Origin of the sequence: Lacrimispora xylanolytica (assembly GCF_026723765.1) — a bacterium.
Classification (GTDB): Bacteria; Bacillota; Clostridia; order Lachnospirales; family Lachnospiraceae; genus Lacrimispora; species Lacrimispora xylanolytica.
The window spans coordinates 3,074,098-3,092,384 of sequence record NZ_CP113524.1 but is presented as its reverse complement, the minus strand read 5'-3'; the positions used below and the strand labels follow the sequence as shown (position 1 = coordinate 3,092,384).

At 43.7% G+C, this 18,287-nt stretch carries 19 protein-coding genes; 15 read left to right on the top strand and 4 right to left on the bottom strand.

Annotation, left to right across the window (positions count from 1 at the left end; translation table 11 throughout):
- Window positions 1-60: 60 nt before the first annotated feature.
- Genes OW255_RS14480 through OW255_RS14465 form a run of 4 tightly spaced genes read left to right on the top strand, consistent with a single transcriptional unit; the run spans window position 61 to window position 4,490 of the window.
- The gene (locus OW255_RS14480) at window positions 61-1,269 is read left to right on the top strand and encodes a pyridoxal phosphate-dependent aminotransferase (RefSeq protein WP_268114461.1); all 1,209 of its coding nucleotides are present in this window, start codon (window positions 61-63) and stop codon (window positions 1,267-1,269) included.
- On the top strand, window positions 1,266-2,324 hold the full coding sequence (hisC, locus tag OW255_RS14475; RefSeq protein ID WP_268114460.1) for a histidinol-phosphate transaminase: 1,059 nt from the start codon (window positions 1,266-1,268) through the stop codon (window positions 2,322-2,324). Before OW255_RS14480 ends, hisC begins: the two co-directional genes overlap by 4 nt.
- Before the next feature lie 45 nt (window positions 2,325-2,369).
- Window positions 2,370-3,503: a sporulation integral membrane protein YtvI gene (ytvI, locus tag OW255_RS14470; protein WP_331485641.1), complete on the top strand. Its 1,134-nt coding sequence runs from the start codon at window positions 2,370-2,372 to the stop codon at window positions 3,501-3,503.
- Window positions 3,504-3,539: 36 nt separating this feature from the next.
- Window positions 3,540-4,490 (top strand): glycoside hydrolase family 25 protein, encoded by a 951-nt coding sequence (locus OW255_RS14465; RefSeq protein WP_268114458.1) that lies wholly within the window; start codon window positions 3,540-3,542, stop codon window positions 4,488-4,490.
- A gap of 162 nt (window positions 4,491-4,652) precedes the next feature.
- Here OW255_RS14465 and OW255_RS14460 read toward each other — a convergent pair whose 3' ends face one another.
- The 4 genes from OW255_RS14460 to OW255_RS14445 form a co-directional block, all read right to left on the bottom strand.
- A complete protein-coding gene (locus tag OW255_RS14460; protein WP_268114457.1) occupies window positions 4,653-5,453 on the bottom strand; it encodes a class I SAM-dependent methyltransferase in 801 nt (266 codons plus the stop codon).
- A gap of 85 nt (window positions 5,454-5,538) precedes the next feature.
- Window positions 5,539-6,324, bottom strand: coding sequence for an ABC transporter permease (locus tag OW255_RS14455; RefSeq protein ID WP_268114456.1), 786 nt, complete (start codon window positions 6,322-6,324; stop codon window positions 5,539-5,541).
- A gap of 13 nt (window positions 6,325-6,337) precedes the next feature.
- Window positions 6,338-7,141 (bottom strand): ABC transporter permease, encoded by an 804-nt coding sequence (locus tag OW255_RS14450; protein WP_268114455.1) that lies wholly within the window; start codon window positions 7,139-7,141, stop codon window positions 6,338-6,340.
- Window positions 7,142-7,151: 10 nt separating this feature from the next.
- The gene (locus tag OW255_RS14445; protein ID WP_024838353.1) at window positions 7,152-7,952 is read right to left on the bottom strand and encodes an ABC transporter ATP-binding protein; all 801 of its coding nucleotides are present in this window, start codon (window positions 7,950-7,952) and stop codon (window positions 7,152-7,154) included.
- Window positions 7,953-8,312: 360 nt separating this feature from the next.
- Here OW255_RS14445 and OW255_RS14440 point away from each other — a divergent pair, with 360 nt between their 5' ends.
- The 11 genes from OW255_RS14440 to OW255_RS14390 all read left to right on the top strand — a co-directional run bounded on the left by OW255_RS14440 (window position 8,313) and on the right by OW255_RS14390 (window position 18,236).
- Window positions 8,313-8,696 (top strand): ArsR/SmtB family transcription factor, encoded by a 384-nt coding sequence (locus OW255_RS14440; RefSeq protein WP_024838352.1) that lies wholly within the window; start codon window positions 8,313-8,315, stop codon window positions 8,694-8,696.
- 38 nt (window positions 8,697-8,734) lie between these two features.
- Window positions 8,735-8,959, top strand: a complete 225-nt coding sequence (locus OW255_RS14435) for a cation transporter (RefSeq protein WP_024838351.1) — start codon at window positions 8,735-8,737, stop codon at window positions 8,957-8,959.
- A 16-nt stretch (window positions 8,960-8,975) separates the two neighbouring features.
- Entirely contained in the window at window positions 8,976-10,844 is a 1,869-nt protein-coding gene (locus OW255_RS14430; RefSeq protein WP_268114454.1) for a heavy metal translocating P-type ATPase, read from the top strand.
- A 223-nt stretch (window positions 10,845-11,067) separates the two neighbouring features.
- On the top strand, window positions 11,068-12,405 hold the full coding sequence (gene glnA, locus OW255_RS14425; RefSeq protein WP_024838349.1) for a type I glutamate--ammonia ligase: 1,338 nt from the start codon (window positions 11,068-11,070) through the stop codon (window positions 12,403-12,405).
- Between the two features lie 40 nt (window positions 12,406-12,445).
- The gene (locus OW255_RS14420) at window positions 12,446-12,994 is read left to right on the top strand and encodes an ANTAR domain-containing response regulator (protein WP_024838348.1); all 549 of its coding nucleotides are present in this window, start codon (window positions 12,446-12,448) and stop codon (window positions 12,992-12,994) included.
- Window positions 12,995-13,011: 17 nt separating this feature from the next.
- A complete protein-coding gene (gene dapF, locus OW255_RS14415; RefSeq protein WP_268114453.1) occupies window positions 13,012-13,824 on the top strand; it encodes a diaminopimelate epimerase in 813 nt (270 codons plus the stop codon).
- Between the two features lie 19 nt (window positions 13,825-13,843).
- Window positions 13,844-15,073, top strand: a complete 1,230-nt coding sequence (locus tag OW255_RS14410; RefSeq protein ID WP_268114452.1) for an LL-diaminopimelate aminotransferase — start codon at window positions 13,844-13,846, stop codon at window positions 15,071-15,073.
- A gap of 134 nt (window positions 15,074-15,207) precedes the next feature.
- Window positions 15,208-15,663, top strand: a complete 456-nt coding sequence (locus OW255_RS14405) for an Lrp/AsnC family transcriptional regulator (protein ID WP_024838345.1) — start codon at window positions 15,208-15,210, stop codon at window positions 15,661-15,663.
- 79 nt (window positions 15,664-15,742) lie between these two features.
- Window positions 15,743-16,525, top strand: coding sequence for an N-acetylmuramoyl-L-alanine amidase (locus OW255_RS14400; RefSeq protein WP_024838344.1), 783 nt, complete (start codon window positions 15,743-15,745; stop codon window positions 16,523-16,525).
- 129 nt (window positions 16,526-16,654) lie between these two features.
- Window positions 16,655-17,299 (top strand): HAD family hydrolase, encoded by a 645-nt coding sequence (locus OW255_RS14395; RefSeq protein ID WP_024838343.1) that lies wholly within the window; start codon window positions 16,655-16,657, stop codon window positions 17,297-17,299.
- A 34-nt stretch (window positions 17,300-17,333) separates the two neighbouring features.
- Window positions 17,334-18,236 carry a DUF368 domain-containing protein gene (locus OW255_RS14390; RefSeq protein WP_024838342.1) on the top strand — a complete coding sequence of 301 codons (903 nt, stop codon included), beginning with the start codon at window positions 17,334-17,336 and terminating at the stop codon, window positions 18,234-18,236.
- Window positions 18,237-18,287 lie beyond the last annotated feature (51 nt).

Below are 18,287 nucleotides of genomic sequence, written 5' to 3'. Positions count from 1 at the left end.
TTTTAAGGACTTGTGATATAATTCCATATAACCATTTCAGGATAAAGGAAGGTAACAATTATGATATCAGAGAAAATGAGACCTCTTGTAGAAAACAATTCCGCAATCCGTGCCATGTTTGAGGAAGGAAAGAAACTGGCAGCTTTATACGGACGGGAGAACGTATACGATTTTAGTCTGGGAAATCCCAATGTACCGGCACCTTCAGCGGTGAATAAAGCCATTCTTGACATCGTCACCGAAGAAGAGACGACCATGGTCCATGGCTATATGAGCAATGCGGGATACGAGGATGTGCGGGATGCCATTGCCCAGTCTTTAAACAGACGGTTTGGGACTCATTTTCGATTGGAAAATATATTGATGACCGTTGGCGCAGCCAGCGGCATGAACGTGATATTAAAGACCATACTGAATCCAGGCGATGAGGTGATTGTATTTGCCCCGTATTTCATGGAATATGGCTCCTATGTAAGAAATTACGATGGGGTACTGTCTGTGGTGCCTCCTGATACGGAGACCTTTCAGCCAGATTTAACTGAATTTGAACGGCGGATCACGGAGAAAACAAAGGCGGTCATTATCAATACCCCCAATAATCCTACGGGTGTGATTTATTCCTCCGAGACGTTAGAGAAGTTATCAGAGATCATGAGGGGGAAGGAAAAGGAATACGGGAAGTCTATCGTTCTTATTTCTGACGAGCCATACAGAGAACTGGCTTATGATGGGGCAGAGGTACCATATGTGACTCCATTTTACCATAACACAATGGTCTGCTACTCCTACAGTAAATCCCTGTCCCTTCCGGGAGAGAGAATTGGTTACCTGGTCATTCCGGATGAAGTCGATGACTTTCAAGCTGTGGCAGCGGCGGCAGCCATAGCTAACCGGGTGCTTGGCTGTGTCAATGCTCCCTCACTCATGCAGAGGGTCATTATGCGCTGTGTGGACGAACAGGTCAATGTAGATGCATACAATCAAAACAGGGAACTCCTCTACGGCCGTTTGAAAGAATATGGATTTACCTGCATCAAGCCTCAGGGAGCCTTTTATTTATTTATGAAAGCGCCTGTGGATGATAAGGAATTCTGTCAGTTTTGCAAAGAACACCTGGTGCTTCTCGTCCCAGGCAGCTCTTTTGCCTGCCCAGGATACGTCCGCATCGCATACTGTGTCTCGTATGACCAGATTCTTCGTTCCCTGCCGGCGTTTGAGGCCATTGCAAAGGCGTATGGACTTGGAGGAAATAAGGAGGGAGATGCATGAGAACCTGGGAAGCAAATATAAGAAATGTGGAACCTTACGTGCCGGGAGAACAGCCAAAGGGAGCGGATCTGATCAAATTAAATACCAATGAGAATCCATATCCTCCGTCGCCCTCTGTAGAGAAGGCATTAAAAGAGTTGGATTACGACCAGTTCCGGAAATATCCAGATCCCAAAGCTTCGGACCTTGTCCATGTGCTTTCAGAATATTATGGAGTGGGCAATGATGAGGTTTTTGTTGGCGTAGGCTCTGATGATGTAATTGCCATGGCATTTATGACATTTTTTAACTCAGAACTTCCCATCCTTTTTCCTGATGTAAGCTACTCCTTTTATAAAGTTTGGGCGGAGCTTTTTGGAATTCCTTATAAGACCCCAGTGCTTCAAGAGGATTTTACTATAAGGAAAGAAGATTATTATAAAGCAAATGGAGGCATAATATTTTCGAATCCCAATGCGCCCACCGGTGTTTTACTGCCCCTTGATGAAGTAGAGGCAATCATTGCACATAACCAGAATTCTGTGGTAATTATCGATGAAGCATACATTGATTTTGGTGGTGAAAGCGCAGTGAAGCTCACCAGAAAGTATGAAAATCTTCTGGTGGTACAGACCTTCAGCAAATCCCGCTCCTTAGCAGGTATGAGAATTGGATATGCCATAGGACATCCGGACTTAATCCGTTCGATCCATGATGTGAAGTATTCCTATAATTCCTATACCATGAACATGCCTTCCCTCATCCTCGGGCGAGAGGCAGTAAAGGATGATAATTATTTTAAAGAATGTCTTGATAAAATTATAAAAACGAGAGAAGAAGCAAAGAAACGGTTAAAAGACCTTGGATTTTCCTTCCCGGATTCCAAAGCAAATTTTATTTTTGCAGCTCACAAGGAGATAAAGGCGGAAGATATCTATAAGGCTCTTCGTGAAGCCCACATCTTTGTTCGTTATTTTAATTTGCCAAGACTTGACAATTATCTGCGTATTACCATTGGTACAGAAGAGGAGATGAAGCAATTATTTGATTTTTTAGAGGCTTTTCTTTCGAATTAATTTATTTGCCAGAAGTTCCCTGGGATAGTATAATAGAGACAGGTGATGGAAATGGATTCTGTGAAGAAATATTTGAAATTGATACTTAATATTATCATCCCCATTCTGTTCCTGTACCTGGTCTGCGTATGGGGACCAAGGGTGATGAAATTTTTTCTGCCTTTTGTGATTGGCTGGGTCATTGCGGTGATAGCCAATCCTTTGGTGCGCTTTTTGGAAAAGCGTTTAAAGATCGTTAGAAAGCACAGCTCCGTTTTGATTGTGGTAGGTGTGCTTACACTCATTATCGTGGCCCTTTATTTCCTGATTTCCAAGCTTATTTATGAGACCATTGGTTTTGTGGAGCACATTCCCCAGTATTACGAGGCGGCGTGGGTAGAGATCCAGAAGATTCTGATTAACGTACAGGGAATTTTAAAGTTCCTGCCTCAGGGAATGCAGGATTCCGTGAATCAGTTTATTGCTCATATCGAACAATATATGAATGTTGCAGTTCAAAAGATAGCTTCTCCTACGGTCATGGTAGCCGGCAGCTTGGTAAAAAGTATACCGGCGGCTCTTGTTTATACTGTGGTGACCATTTTTTCTTCCTATCTCTTCATTGTAGACAGGGATAAAATTATGGATATCATCCACCGTTATGTCCCAAGAGGAGGAACCAGATATTACAGCTATTTTAAAAAGGATGTCAAGCATCTGGTAAGCGGTTATTTTCTCGCCCAGTTTAAGATAATGTTTATCATCGGTGCAGTACTGGCCGTGGGATTTCTAGTGCTTGGTGTAGACTACGCGCTTTTACTGGCAGTGCTGATTGCATTTCTGGATTTTCTGCCTATTCTGGGTACGGGTACTATTTTAATCCCATGGGCTTTGGTGCGGATCGTATCCGGTGATTATGCCTTTGGGCTTGGCCTGGTAGCTATTTATGTGCTGACTCTTGTGTTGAGACAGATTATACAGCCAAAGATTGTGGGAGATACCATGGGACTTGACCCTCTTATGACGCTGCTGTTTTTATACTTGGGATTTAAAATAAGCGGAATTGCAGGAATGATTTTAGCAGTGCCGATTGGAATGCTGTTTCTTAGCTTATATGAATTTGGGGCTTTTGATCTGTTTTTTTACAGTGTGAGAACATTGATTCATGATATCAATGTGTTTCGGAAAGAGCCGGATTAATAGAATTAATAAGTTATATTTGGGGGAAATGATAACATGAACATAAGAATGAGGGTCACAGCAGGCATTATTGCTGGTTTAGTTACCTCTATCATAATAGCTACGCCAATGAATGGTTTTTCCGGGGAAGCCTGGAGCCAGGAAAATGGTCAGTATGTAGATGCATCGGGAAAGCCAATTACCGGGGCATTGGAAAAAGGAATCACGGTCTCTAAATACCAGAACCGCCAGAATGAAGAAGGCGGTGGAATCAACTGGGATAAGGTGAAGGAGTCCGGTGTTTCTTTTGCCATGATTCGCCTTGGCTATTTAAATGATAAAGATCCTTACTATTCCGTTAATATGAAGAATGCAGCAAAAAGCGGGATCAAGACAGGTATCTTCTTTTACACACAGGCTCTTGATGTTGCCACCGCTGAGGAAGAAGCGAGATATGTGCTCCGAGAAATTAAGGATTATCCCATTTCCTATCCGGTGGCCTATGACGTGGAATCTCAGTATCTTTTAGACAACCGCATGACCAGACAACAGATTACAGATAACATCAATGCCTTCTGTAAAATCATAGAGGATGCAGGATATCGTCCCATTGTATATGCCAATAACAAATGGCTCAATTACCACATTGATATGAGCAGGATTCCATACGATGTCTGGTACGCAAGGTATGGCACCGTCAATGACTGTACGAACCGAACCATATGGCAGTGTACCGACCAGGGAAGAGTGGCTGGAATTGAGGGAGATGTGACCATTGAGTTTTCATTTAAGGACTATCATGGCCTCATTCCGGCAGACGGCTGGAAGATCATAGACGGAAACCGGTATTACATGAAGAATTTCAATAAGCAGACTGGCTGGCTTTCTCTGGACGGAGCGTGGTATTACTTAGACCAGAATGGTGTTATGGTTCACGATACCGATATGGTGGTTGATGGAACCTCCTATCACTTTGAGTCCGATGGAACGACGAAAGGCAAGTCGTAAAAGAATGTTTCTTAATTTTTAATCTATAAAAAACGTCTTGAATGGAAATCTCATTGAAGTTTCCGATCAAGACGTTTTTTTGTAGTTTGCTTTTTCTGTCCGCTGTAATACTACATTGAATTATAAATGGTTCCTTGCATCTGGCAATCGATCCATATTCAGTTATTGTACCTTTTTATATTGATAAATTCCAAGCCTGTCATTTGTTAGGTATAGAATGGGAGTGAATATCTTCATAAAGCCTGGGAGGAGGTGCTTTAGCTCATCGGTAAAATTAATAAGTCCAGTCTGCTTGAGAGCTGGGCAGAGTTTCACCACCTCGCTGCCGTCTTTCACGCCCCAATTAAACTCCGCCTTTGTCTTTTTAACAGTGTCATGGAATTTGCCTTTGTTGGCCATACCTTTATACAGCAGATCAAACTGGGCTTCAAACTGGTCAAATCCATTGGTAAGAATATGTAGAAGCTTTTTGACTTCCTCTTCCTTTAGATACATCATCATGCCTTCGGAAAGAATCAAAAGCTTTTTTCCATCCGTTTTAACATCCTCTGGCCAGGAGGAATCCAAAGCTGATTTAGGGATGTTTGTCTCTCGTTCGTTGGGTACAACGTATTGCTCCCGTTTAGCAATGACCTCTGGAAAGTCCAGATTGTACCACTGTATTTTCCCATTATCCACACGTGAAAATCTGGTATCCAGGCCGCAGCCCACGGAGACGACCACACAGTCAGGATGCTTTTTAATAAATGCCTTTGCCCTTTCATCCATGATCTTTGCCCGTGCCAGTACACCGTAATAGGACATGATGCCATGTTGGAATTTCCTGAAATCGTAATCGATTTTCTTTACGATTTCCACTGCCTTCCTGTCATTGAGGACGGGATTATTGCTGGTGGCATCCTTTGCCCTAACGTAAAGAGTAATAAAAAGTGTTTCCATAACTCCGCCAAGCTCTGTAGACATAATGCTCCTCCTTATTTGAGTGAACAAGACGATTAGTTTAAACTAACTATATTTCACCCATTATATACCTTTTGTTATTTCCTTGTCAAGAACCGGAGGATTGATATCTGGATACTCCAAATCTCCAAAGCAGTATGGCAGGAATCAGAAAGAGACACCCGGCAATTGGAAGAAGTCCATACCATGCATGCTCTGCTTTACCTGTTAAATAAAGAAATGGATAGTACTGAAATAAGGAAAAGGGCACGATGTAAGTACAGATCGTAACAACGGTCTTTCCATAAACTCCAATGGGATATTTTCCGTACTCTCTGGCACCGTCTGTAAATACATTCATAAATTCCAGTCCTTCCAGAGTAAAAAAGCAGATGGAGGCAAATATAAGGTAAATAGAAGCAAACACCACAACTCCACCCAGAATCATAAGCGCTATGACCATGATGCGGAAGGGATTCCAGTCTATATCACTGAATGAAATTCCGTATGCGAACATAAGAAGGGTCTGTAAAAGCCGCCCGATACGGGTAAATTCAATCTTGCTGCATAACACAGTGAAAAGGCAGTTTCTCGGACGAAGAAGAATCCGGTCAAACTCGCCGCTTCTTATAATGGAATCAAAGGTATCCAGACTCCGAAAGAAAAGCTCTGCAATGGTAAAGGCCATAAGTGTGATGGAAAAGCAGAGCAGCACTTCCTCATAAGAGAAGCCTTTTACCTGTTGAAAACGGTCCATCATGAAGTAGACTCCTAAAAACAGGTTAAAGGACATCAGGAATAATCCCATGGTGTTTAAAAGAAAAGAGACCTTATGCTGCATGATGCACTTTAAGTGGATGATACAATATTTTTTGTACAAATCAATTGATTTCATATAATCCCTCCTTTCAGCCTCCCTGAATCACAACACGTTTCAAAGCCCTTTGCTCCATGGCTCGTCCGATGAGTAAAAAGGTGATAAACCAGAAACACTGTAAGAGAAGGCTTATATACATCTCCCTGCCAGTCAAATCTCCCCCGAAGATACGGAAAGGAACATTTTGTGCAGAAGCAAAGGGAAGGATATTTACAATTTCCCGGATACCATCTGGCAGAAAGGGCAAAGGAATCACCGCTCCCCCCAGAAATTCTGAGACGGAAGAGGCCAGGAGCTTAATACCCTGGGAAGAGATGGTATAAAAAACGGACATATAAACGATCATTCCAAAGGCGATCACAAGGAGAAATGCCAGTGTCATGGAGAGGAGGGTAAAAAACCATGTTCTAAAGTCCGGTGGCAATGTTAGTCCATAGGGGGCTGGGAGAAGCCAGGCAAATAATAAGACTGGAATACATCGAAGCACTGCCTTGGATAAACGAACAGCCATGCCCCGGACAAACCACATATTATAGAGACGGACTGGCCGGCATAGCTCATAAGCCACATCCCCGTTTGTAATGGAATCAAACAGCTGGGATTCCCAGAACCAGATCAAATAGAGTGCCAAAAACGCCTGCTGGAGCCACACATAATTGGAGAGTGCCTGAAAGGTCATGGGGAAGCTTTCCGGAGATGCCTGGTAGAAGGCGCGGAATAATAAAATTTCCATGATGCCCCAGATGAACTGAGTGATCATACCAGAAACAGCCGCAGTCCGGTATTGAAGACCATGGATGAAACGGATACGGAAAAACGAAGCGTATTTTTTCATGTTCCGCCTCCTAAATATCATAGTCCCGGTAAAGGGCAGCGATGATTTCGTCCAGAGTTGCATCTTCTCTTGGCTGGTGAGTCATTAAATCTGGAAGGGACCCATCAAAAAGAAGCGTACCTTTTCCAATTAATAAGACCCGGTCCGCCAGGGCTTCAATGTCCTGCATATCATGGGTGGTAATTAGGACGGTGGTGTTGTGCTTTTTGTTCTGTTTTCGAATAAAATCCCGTACCGCCAGCTTGGAAACGGCATCAAGGCCGATGGTAGGCTCATCTAAGAACAAGGTCTTTGGACTATGTAATAAAGATGCGGCAATTTCACAGCGCATTCTTTGGCCCAGAGATAGCTGTCTGGCAGGAGTTTTTAAAAGCTCCTTAAGAGATAGAAGCTCCGTCAGTTCTTCTAAATTTTCTTCATAGGTTTGTGTTGGGATTTCGTAGATGTCTCGCAGAAGCTCATAAGAGTCAATGATTGGGACGTCCCACCATAACTGGGTCCGCTGGCCAAACACCACGCCAATATCCTTTACATGCTCTTTTCGTTCCTTCCAGGGAATGCGGCCATTTATGATACAGGTACCGTCATCCGGGGTGAGGATTCCGCTTAAGATTTTGATGGTAGAGCTTTTTCCGGCTCCGTTCGGGCCGATATAGCCTACCATTTCTCCGTCTCCAATGGAAAAGGAGATGTCAGAAAGAGCGCGGATGGTTTCCGTCTCTCGGTGAAAAAGTGCCTTTATGGCCTGGGAAAAGCCGGCGCTTCTTCTTGCGACTTTAAAAGTCTTGTTCATGTGTTCCACTTGAATCATGTTAATTCCTCCTGGTAGTAATATTTGGGAACATCATCCTTCCAGCAGCGGACAGTGGAAAGCTGTCATAACTGGTGGGAGCGTTCTAATATCTTGCCAAGCGGTGAGCACAGCCGGTCCATGGACCATAGCGCTTCTCTCTGGAAATTGTAAATTTCCAGGGACTCTACCGTGGTATAAATATTCTCTTTTCCTGATGTTTAGATGTGATTATAGAATGGAAAAGGAACTTTAGTGTACCACCCTTAAAAACCAGTGTCAAGTCAGTGAACGTAATGTCTTGACAAATAGATGAGATGTGATAATATAAACATATGAACAGTTATTCATATAATAATATTAACTACAAGGAGGTATGTTATGGAGCTGGATCTTAAAAAAAGCAGAGCAGAAACTGAATTCGATCAGTGTGATTTTATCTGTGTCCATGAGAGTGTAGTGAACCAGGTTTTGAATGTTATGCCGAAAGAACAGGAGCTTCTTGATCTGGCTGAATTCTATAAAGTATTTGGTGATGCTACACGAATTAAGATTCTATATGTACTCAGCCAATCGGAGATGTGCGTCTGCGACCTGGCAAATCTGTTACAGATGGGACAGTCAGCCATTTCCCATCAGTTAAGAGTATTAAAGCAGATGCGTCTGGTGAAGTTCCGCAGAGAAGGAAAGACTGTATTTTATTCTCTGGCTGACGGTCATATCGAGACCATTCTGGCTCAGGGAATGGAGCATATCAGCGAGTAGGGAATAAAAAGAATAAAAAATAAGGAGAGAGTGATAATATGAAAAAGATTGTTAAATTAGAAGGGTTATGCTGTGCTAATTGTGCAGCTAAGATTGAAGAAGGGGTTAAGAAATTATCCGGAGTGGAAAGTGCTTCTTTAAGCTTTATGACTCAGAGACTGACCATGGAAGTTCAGGAAGATAAGACCGATGAGGTTTTGGAAGCTGCCAGAAAACTTGCAAACAAGATTGAGCCAGAAGCAGAATTTAAGGTAGTACGGTAGGACTAAAGGAGCTTTTATGACTAAAAAACAAAAAAAGATGGTAATCAGACTTCTCATAAGCGCTCTGTTCTTTGCAATTGGGATGCTTTTTGAAGGTAGGACATCCTGGTATCTGGTTCCATTTATTATTTCCTATCTTGCAGCAGGCTATGATGTGCCTTTGAGAGCTGTCCGCAGCATGAAAAACGGCCAGCTTTTTGATGAAAATTTTCTTATGTCCATAGCCACCTTTGGAGCCATAGCCATCGGCGCCATGGAAGAAGCTGTAGGGGTCATGCTGTTTTACCAGATCGGGGAGCTTTTCAATGACTATGCAGTCAATAAATCGAGAAAATCCATTACAGAACTGATGGATATTAACCCGGAATATGCCAATCTTTTAAGAGACGGGAAGGAAGAAAAGGTTGATCCTTATGAAGTGGAAGTAGGAGATACCATTGTTGTAAAGCCTGGAGAAAAAGTACCTCTTGATGGAGTGGTGATAAAAGGTGCCAGCGAGCTTGATACCAAAGCCCTTACAGGAGAATCCATGCCTGCTGAAGTCAAAGAGGGTAATGATATTATCAGCGGTTCCATTAACTTAAATGGCGTTTTAGAGATTCAGGTCACTAAGCTGTTTGATGATTCCACGGTAGCAAAAATTTTGGAATTAGTGGAGAATGCAAGCTCCAGAAAAGCAAAGGCAGAGACATTTATCACCCGGTTTGCAAGGGTCTATACGCCTGCGGTCGTGGTTCTTGCCCTTCTTCTTGCCGTAATCCCTCCGTTGTTATTTGACGGAAACTGGAGCACCTGGATTTACCGTGCCTTAAGCTTTCTCGTTGTTTCCTGTCCCTGTGCTCTTGTGATTTCAGTTCCATTAAGCTTTTTTGGAGGTTTGGGAGCGGCTTCCAGTCACGGGATTCTTTTAAAAGGAAGCAATTATCTGGAGTCTATGGCTTCCTTAAGTACCGTAGTCTTTGACAAGACAGGTACCCTTACCACGGGAAAATTTAAGGTGACTGACATAGAAGTAGTAACGGGCTCTAAGGAGGAGCTTTTAAAGCTGGCAGCTTACGGAGAATATCATTCCAATCATCCGATTGCCCTTTCTGTAAAAGAGGCATATGGAGAGTCTCTTGACAAGACCATGATTGGACATGTAGAAGAGACGGCAGGCTTTGGTATTCGGTCTGAGCTGTTTTTAGATGGAGAAACAAGGGAAATTTCCGTTGGTAATATGAGGCTTATGGAACAGCTTTCTATTTCTGTTCCTGAGAATCAATCTGTCATAGGAACCACTCTATACGTTTCTGAAGGAACCACATACTTAGGTTCCATTACCATATCTGATACAGTCCGGGAAGATGTGCCCATAGCCTTAAAGGGTCTGAAAAGAGCAGGTGTGAAAAAGCTGGTCATGCTGACTGGTGACAAACCAGAGGTTGGTCAGGCAGTTGGAAAAGCCCTGGGGCTTGACGAGGTTCATGGAGGGCTGCTGCCAGGGGATAAAGTTCATAAGGTAGAAGAACTCCTTAAGAATCAGCCGGAAGGAACCATGCTGGCATTTGTGGGTGATGGAATCAACGATGCTCCTGTTCTTGCAAGAGCTGACGTTGGAATTGCCATGGGCGGAATCGGCTCTGACGCTGCGGTGGAAGCGGCTGATATTGTCATCATGACCGATGAGCCGTCAAAGCTTACAGATATCATACTGATTGCCAGAAAAACCATGAAAATTGTGAAGCAGAACATTGCCTTTGCCATCGGAGTGAAGGTTGTAATTCTTATTCTGTCAGCCATGGGAATTGCAACCATGTGGGCGGCTGTATTTGGTGATGTAGGCGTTTCTGTACTGGCTATTTTAAATGCAGTCCGTGCCTTAAAGTATAAAACCAAAGATTAAAAACACGTTGACAAATTTTTTGACAGCTGTTATATTTTACACATATGAGGTGGTGCGAAGACGGTCCATGAAAAGGCTGTGTTTGCCCACCCTTTTTTTGGAAATACTTCCTATTAGGATATTTCGTTTCCCATAAGGCAATTATGCAGGTATGGAAACGCACTGTGACAGAGAGTCCCTTTTTAGGACTCTCTATTCAAGGATTAAGAAAGGGAGATGTATAATGAGCAAATATAGCAAGGAAGATATATTCCGTATTGTGGAAGAAGAGGATGTGGAGTTTATCCGCCTTCAGTTTACGGATATTTTCGGTATGATGAAGAATGTGGCAATTACAAAGAACATGCTTCCAAAAGCCTTAGACAACCGCTGTATGTTTGATGGTTCTTCTATTGAGGGCTTTATCCGAAGCGAAGAGTCTGATATGTATCTCTATCCGGATCTGGATACCTTTGAGATATTCCCATGGCGGCCGCAGCAGGGCAAGGTAGCGAGGCTGATTTGTGATGTATACAACCCGGATCAGGCCCCATTTGAAGGCGATCCCAGATTCGTGTTAAAAAAGGTGCTTAAGAAAGCACATGATATGGGATTTGTATTTCAGGCCGGCCCGGAGTGTGAATTCTTTCTTTTCCATACCGATGAAGAGGGGCGTCCGACGACCCATACTCACGAGACTGCCAGCTATTTTGATGTGGCACCCATTGACCAGGCGGAGAATGTTCGCCGTGATATGGTGATTTCACTGGAAGAGATGGGCTTTATGATTGAAGCTTCTCATCATGAAATCTCACCGGGTCAGCATGAGATTGATTTTCAATATGCAGAAGGCATTGTAACAGCCGATAACATTATGACATTCAGACTGGCTGTTAAGTCCATCGCAAAGCGTCATGGTCTTCATGCTACGTTTATGCCAAAGCCAAAGGCAGGAGTCAATGGTTCCGGAATGCATATTAATATGTCACTTTCCGATTTAAACGGCAACAATATGTTTAAGGACGATGAAGATGAGCAGGGATTAAGCAAAACAGCGTATTCATTTATCGCAGGCATTCTCCACCACATGAAGGGAATGACCATTTTGACCAATCCTTTAGTCAATTCCTATAAGCGCCTTGTTCCGGGCTATGATGCACCGGTCTACATTGCATGGTCCGCAAAGGCAAACAGAAGCCCACTAATCCGCATACCTTCCTCCAGAGGTTCCAGCACAAGAATTGAGCTTCGCTGCCCGGATTCTGCAGTCAATCCTTATCTGGCACTGGCAGCCTGCCTGGCAGCCGGACTTGATGGCATTGAAAAAGGAATGACACCGCCGGAGAGCGTGGACAGCAATGTATTTGCCATGCCCGAGGAAGAGATTTTAAGCAGGGGTATTGAGCAGCTTCCGGAAACTCTGGGAGAAGCCATTGAAGCGTTCCGGAAAGATGAATTTATGAAAAAAGTGTTAGGTGAGCATATTTTCACCAAATATCTGGAAGCAAAGGAAGCTGAGTGGCACATGTTCCGTGCCCAGGTAACTGACTGGGAAGTAGAAGAATACCTGTATAAGTATTAACTATTGTATCCCTGATACGGTTATCTGGAGGTGAGAGTGCTTGACCAATGTAATTGTGGCATTTTCCAAGGCGGAGGATGCGAAAAATATAAAGAATATACTAATGAAAAACGGCTTTTTCGTCTCCGCGGTCTGCACCTCTGGCGCGCAGGCAGTCAACAGCGCAGATGAACTTGGAAGCGGAGTCGTGGTATGCGGCAGCAGATTTGCAGATATGGTTTATCAGGAAATTTACGAATGCCTGCCTCCGGGAGTTGAGATGCTTTTGGTGGCATCCCCAAGCCAGTGGAGTGGAAGGGCGCCGGATGATGTGGTCTGCCTCGGGCTTCCTTTAAAGGTTCAGGATCTTGTAAGCACTCTTGGTATGATGATGGAGACCATTGCAAGAAAGCGGAAGAAATTAAAGAGCCAACCCAAGGAACGAAGCAGAGAAGAGATCGAGACGATTCAGCAGGCAAAAGAGCTATTAATGGAGCGAAACCATATGTCTGAATCAGAAGCCCACCGTTACATTCAAAAGTGCAGTATGGACAGCGGAACCAATATGGTTGAAACGGCTCAGATGATCGTGAGTTTGATTAATCAATAGAAGTTGAGGAAACAGTTATGAAATTTACAAAAATGCAGGGAATTGGTAATGATTACGTATACATCAATTGTTTTGAGGAAACGGTAGAAAATCCGGCTGAGCTTTCTAAAAAGGTAAGTGACCGCCATTTTGGAATCGGCTCCGATGGACTGATACTTATCTGCCCCTCTAAGACAGCAGACTGCCGGATGCAGATGTATAATGCAGATGGCTCAGAAAGCGAAATGTGCGGGAATGGAATCCGCTGTGTGGGTAAGTACGTCTTTGATCACAAGCTGGTGGATAAAACAGAATTTGATGTAGAGACAAAGGCAGGGATCAAGCATTTAAAGATCACGGAAGAAAATGGCAAAGCAGTTAAGATTACTGTTGATATGGGAATTCCGGAGCTGACCAGTACAGTGCCAGAGCCCATTGTAATTGACGGTAAGGAGTATGAATTTATCGGTATTTCAGTGGGAAATCCCCATGCAATCTACTATATGGAAGGCATCGATGATCTGGACCTTGAATCCATAGGTCCAGCCTTTGAAACCCATGAGCGTTTCCCGGAGCGGACCAATTCTGAGTACATTGAGGTAATAAGCAAGGACTATATCCGTATGAGAGTATGGGAAAGAGGCAGCGGTGAGACCTGGGCTTGTGGAACTGGTGCAACTGCCAGTGCAGTAGCTTCAGCACTGAGCGGACGGACTTTAAACACGGTTGAGGTAGAATTAAAGGGCGGCAATCTGACCATTCACTGGGACAGAGATGGCAGCGGTCATGTGTTTATGACAGGGCCTGCGATAGAAGTGTTTGAGGGAGAGTTTGACATTAACAATCTATAAGATAAAGCAGGAGGAACCTATGGTTAAGGTAAATGAAAATTATTTAAAGTTTCCGGGAAGCTATCTGTTTTCCACAATTGCAAAAAAAGTGAAAGCTTACATCGAAGCAAATCCTGATAAAAAAGTAATCCGTCTTGGAATCGGCGATGTGACCATGCCTCTGGCTCCGTCTATCGTTGACGCTCTTCACGGGGCAGTAGAGGAGATGGGGAATGCAGAGACATTTCACGGCTATGCACCGGATCTTGGGTATAGCTTTTTAAGGGAAACCATTGCAAAAGAAGATTATATTAAAAGAGGCTGTCAAATCGAGGCAGACGAGATCTTTGTTTCTGACGGTGCCAAAAGCGACTGCGGCAATATTCAGGAAATCTTTGATGAAAGCTGTATCATTGCAGTCTGTGATCCTGTGTATCCTGTATACGTAGACTCCAATGTAATGGCAGGAAGAACCGGAACCTATGATGAGGTAACCGGAAAATGGAGCAAGGTGGTCTATATGCCTTGTACAGCAGAAAACGGCTTCGTTCCTGAGCTTCCAAAAGAGGCGGCAGACCTTATATACTTATGCGTTCCAAACAATCCAACAGGTACTACCTTAACCAGAGACCAGTTAAAGGTATGGGTGGACTATGCCAATGAAACAGGTGCAGTGATTCTTTATGACGCTGCTTATGAAGCGTACATTGCTGAAGATAACGTTCCTCACTCCATTTATGAGATTGAGGGTGCGAAAACTTGTGCCATTGAGTTCCGTTCTTTTTCTAAGAACGCCGGATTTACCGGAGTGCGTCTTGGATTTACCGTAATTCCAAAGGAATTGATCCGTGGCGGAGTGGCTCTTCACGCTCTTTGGGCAAGACGTCATGGAACCAAATTTAACGGAGCTCCTTACATCATCCAGAAGGCTGGTGAAGCCGTGTATTCCGAAGCAGGTAAGGCACAGCTAAAGGAACAGGTGGCATACTATATGAGAAATGCCAGAGTCATCTATGACGGGTTAAAGGAAGTTGGCTGTGAAGTCTACGGCGGAGTCAATGCTCCTTACATCTGGCTGAGAGTGCCGGAAGGAATGACCTCCTGGGAATTTTTCGATCTGCTTTTAGAAGAAGCCAGTGTGGTAGGAACTCCGGGAAGTGGGTTTGGACCAAGCGGCGAAGGATATTTCCGTCTCACTGCATTCGGTACTTATGAAAATACAGTAGAAGCCATGGAACGGCTTAAAAAAATGCCCTCCTTAAGAAAATAAATGTTGACAAGTATTTGATAATTAGATATTATTAAGTGTATGAAAGATTTATAAGATAACGGCTTAATTTATAAGAACAAAAGCGTTCAGTACTCAGGAAGTACTGGCGCTTTTTTTATTTCAAGGAGGAAGATATGGACGATATCGATAAGAAAATAGTGCAGACCCTGCAGAAGAATGCCCGGGCATCCTTAAAGAACATAGCAGAAAATACTTTTTTATCCTCACCTGCAGTTTCCTCCAGAATCGAGAAGCTGGAGCGGGAAAAAATTATTACAGGGTACCATGCTTCCGTAGATCCGATGAAGCTTGGTTACCACATCACTGCATTCGTAAACCTGGATGTATCACCAATTGACAAGCTTCAGTTTTATTCCTATATGGAGTCCATACCAAATGTGCTTGAATGCAATTGCGTGACAGGAGATTATTCCATGCTGATAAAGGTGGCATTCCAAAGTACCATGGAACTGGATGTTTTCATCGGCCAGCTTCAAAAATACGGAAAAACCAACACTCAGATCGTATTTTCCACTCCGGTAGGACCAAGAGGCGTGGATGTGATGGCGGAATTAGCAGAAAAAGATTAAAATTTATAAAAAATGTGGTACTTGAGAAGCTTCTCTCACATACGTTATAGAATAGAGGTATGTGAAAGGAGTTTTTCTTTTGGCTGAGAGACAGATCGTAGTGATAGATGCCGGCCACGGCGGTGCGGATCCGGGTGCAACCTATAACGGACGGCAGGAAAAGGATGATAACTTAAAGCTTGCGTTGGCAGTAGGTAAAGTTCTTGCAGACAGCGGACTTGATGTCAGATATACAAGAACTGACGATACCTACAATACACCTCTTGAGAAAACCATGATGGGAAACGATGCAGAAGCAAACTTTTTTGTTTCCTTACACCGCAATGCAATGCCTGTTCCTGGTTCTGGTTCCGGGGCTGAAGTCCTTTTATTTGAAAATAAAGGCCCTCAGGCTATGCTGGCAAGCAACATCATGGAAGCCTTAAGTAAGACCGGATTTAGTGATTTAGGAGTCATTGAACGCCCGGGGTTGGTTGTTCTTAGAAGAACAAATATTCCGGCGGTTCTGATAGAGGCTGGATTTATAGACAACGAGGCGGATAATTATCTGTTTGACCAGAACTTTACTGAGATCGCACAGTCCATTGGGAACAGCATCGTAGCGACCATTCAGGAGCAGACAGAATCTCAAACAGAATATTACCAGGTTCAGACTGGAGCGTACCGGGTGCGTTCTCTTGCGGAAACGCAAATGAATGATTTAAAAGCCCAGGGATTTCCGGCTTTCATCGTTTTAGAAGATGGACTATATAAGGTTCGGGTGGGAGCATTCCATAATGTTGACAACGCAGTACAAATGGAGCAGGCCTTAAGACGGTACGGATACAATACATTTATGGTTAAAAGGCCGGCTGTATTATGAAAATGGGTCGCCGGGACGAAGGCTTTATAAGAAAGGCTCCGCCCCTGCGGCTTTTTTTGCATTTCAGCTTGACAAACCCTCCTGGTTCCCGTATTGTCTGAATCAGAAAGAAAGACAAGGAGAGACAACATGATTCAGGCAGTTATATTTGATATGGATGGGGTTTTGATTGACAGCGAAGGCGTGTATTTAAACTACCAGCTTGCATTCGCAAGGGCAAAGAATCCTGCTGTAACAATGGAACAGCTTTATCCCATGGTGGGTGCCACAAAAAAGGACTCCTGGGAAGTGGTGGAACGGGCAGTGAATAATGGACAAACCTGGGAAGAGCTTCGAAGTGAGTTTCGAAAAAAGGACATTTATGAGGAAATCGATTACAGAGAGCTTTATCGAAAGGAAGCCACTGAAGTCCTGAACACACTAAAAGATGAGGGATTCAAGCTGGCCCTTGCATCCTCTACTCACTTAGAGCTGGTGGAACGGGTGCTGAATGAAAATGGGATACGTAATCTTTTTGAAACCGTGGTCAGTGGCAATCAGTTTAAAAAAAGCAAGCCGGACCCGGAAATCTATCTCTACACGGCAAGCTGTCTTGGTGTGAAGCCAGAAGAGTGCCTGGCTGTGGAGGATTCCACCATTGGAATTACAGCAGCTCACAGAGCGGGAATGAAGATTGCAGCCATGATTGACGAGAGGTATGGTTTTGACCAGAGTCTGGCAGATTACAGGCTTTCCGGGGTAAAAGATGTATTAGAAGTGGTGAAACAGGCATAGGATATGATAACGACAGAATTTCAGGAGGAATTGCTTGAAATATATCAGTGAGCTGTTAAAAGGCGTTATCATAGGCGTGGCTAACATACTTCCGGGAATCAGCGGCGGAATGCTTGCCATAACCATGGGAGTATACGACACGATTCTTCATGCGGTTACCCAGCTGTTTAAGGAGCCCGTAAAGAGTATACGGACGTTGCTTCCATACGGCATCGGGGCAGTGGCGGGGATTGTGTTTCTATCTCTGGCTTTTGAATATCTTTTTCATACATATCCCCTACAGACTAAGCTGGCATTTTTGGGGCTCATAGGAGGTGGACTTCCTACCTTGTTTCGAAAGTCCTTTTCCAGGGAACATAAGGACAGGAAAAAGGGGATTTTGACCGCAGTAATAACCTGCGGAGTGGTCATATTAATTACTGTTGTTGCAGAGACTGTAATCGCATCTGGAAGAAACAGTGGGGGAATGAGCACACTTTCAGGGGCTTCTTACCTTACTTCCGGTAAATACTGGGTGGTGATCTTGTTTCTTGTGGGACTTCTGGCGGCAGGCACCATGATAGTTCCAGGTGTCAGTGGTTCTATGATTATGATGATGCTGGGTTTTTATGAACCCATTTTACAGACGAACAATGCCTGTATCAGAGCTTTATCTGCCATGGATTTTCAGGGATTGTTCTATTATATCCTGGTATTACTGCCTTATTTCACCGGCATGGCTTTAGGGGTGTTCTTCTTTGCTAAAATCGTGGAGGGTCTCTTAATCCGTCATGAATGCCAGATGTACCGGGTTATCATCGGACTTGTGTTTTCATCCCCCTTTGTCATTTTATGGGATATCCCATGGCAGGGCGTAAAGGTCTATGAATTAATGGGCGGAATTTCCCTTGCACTTCTTGGATATGTAGCGGCAGATCTTTTAGGAGGAGAAGGCTGATTATAAAGCGTTACAACATAGAAAGGGAAGGCGTCTGAAATGCATTGATTA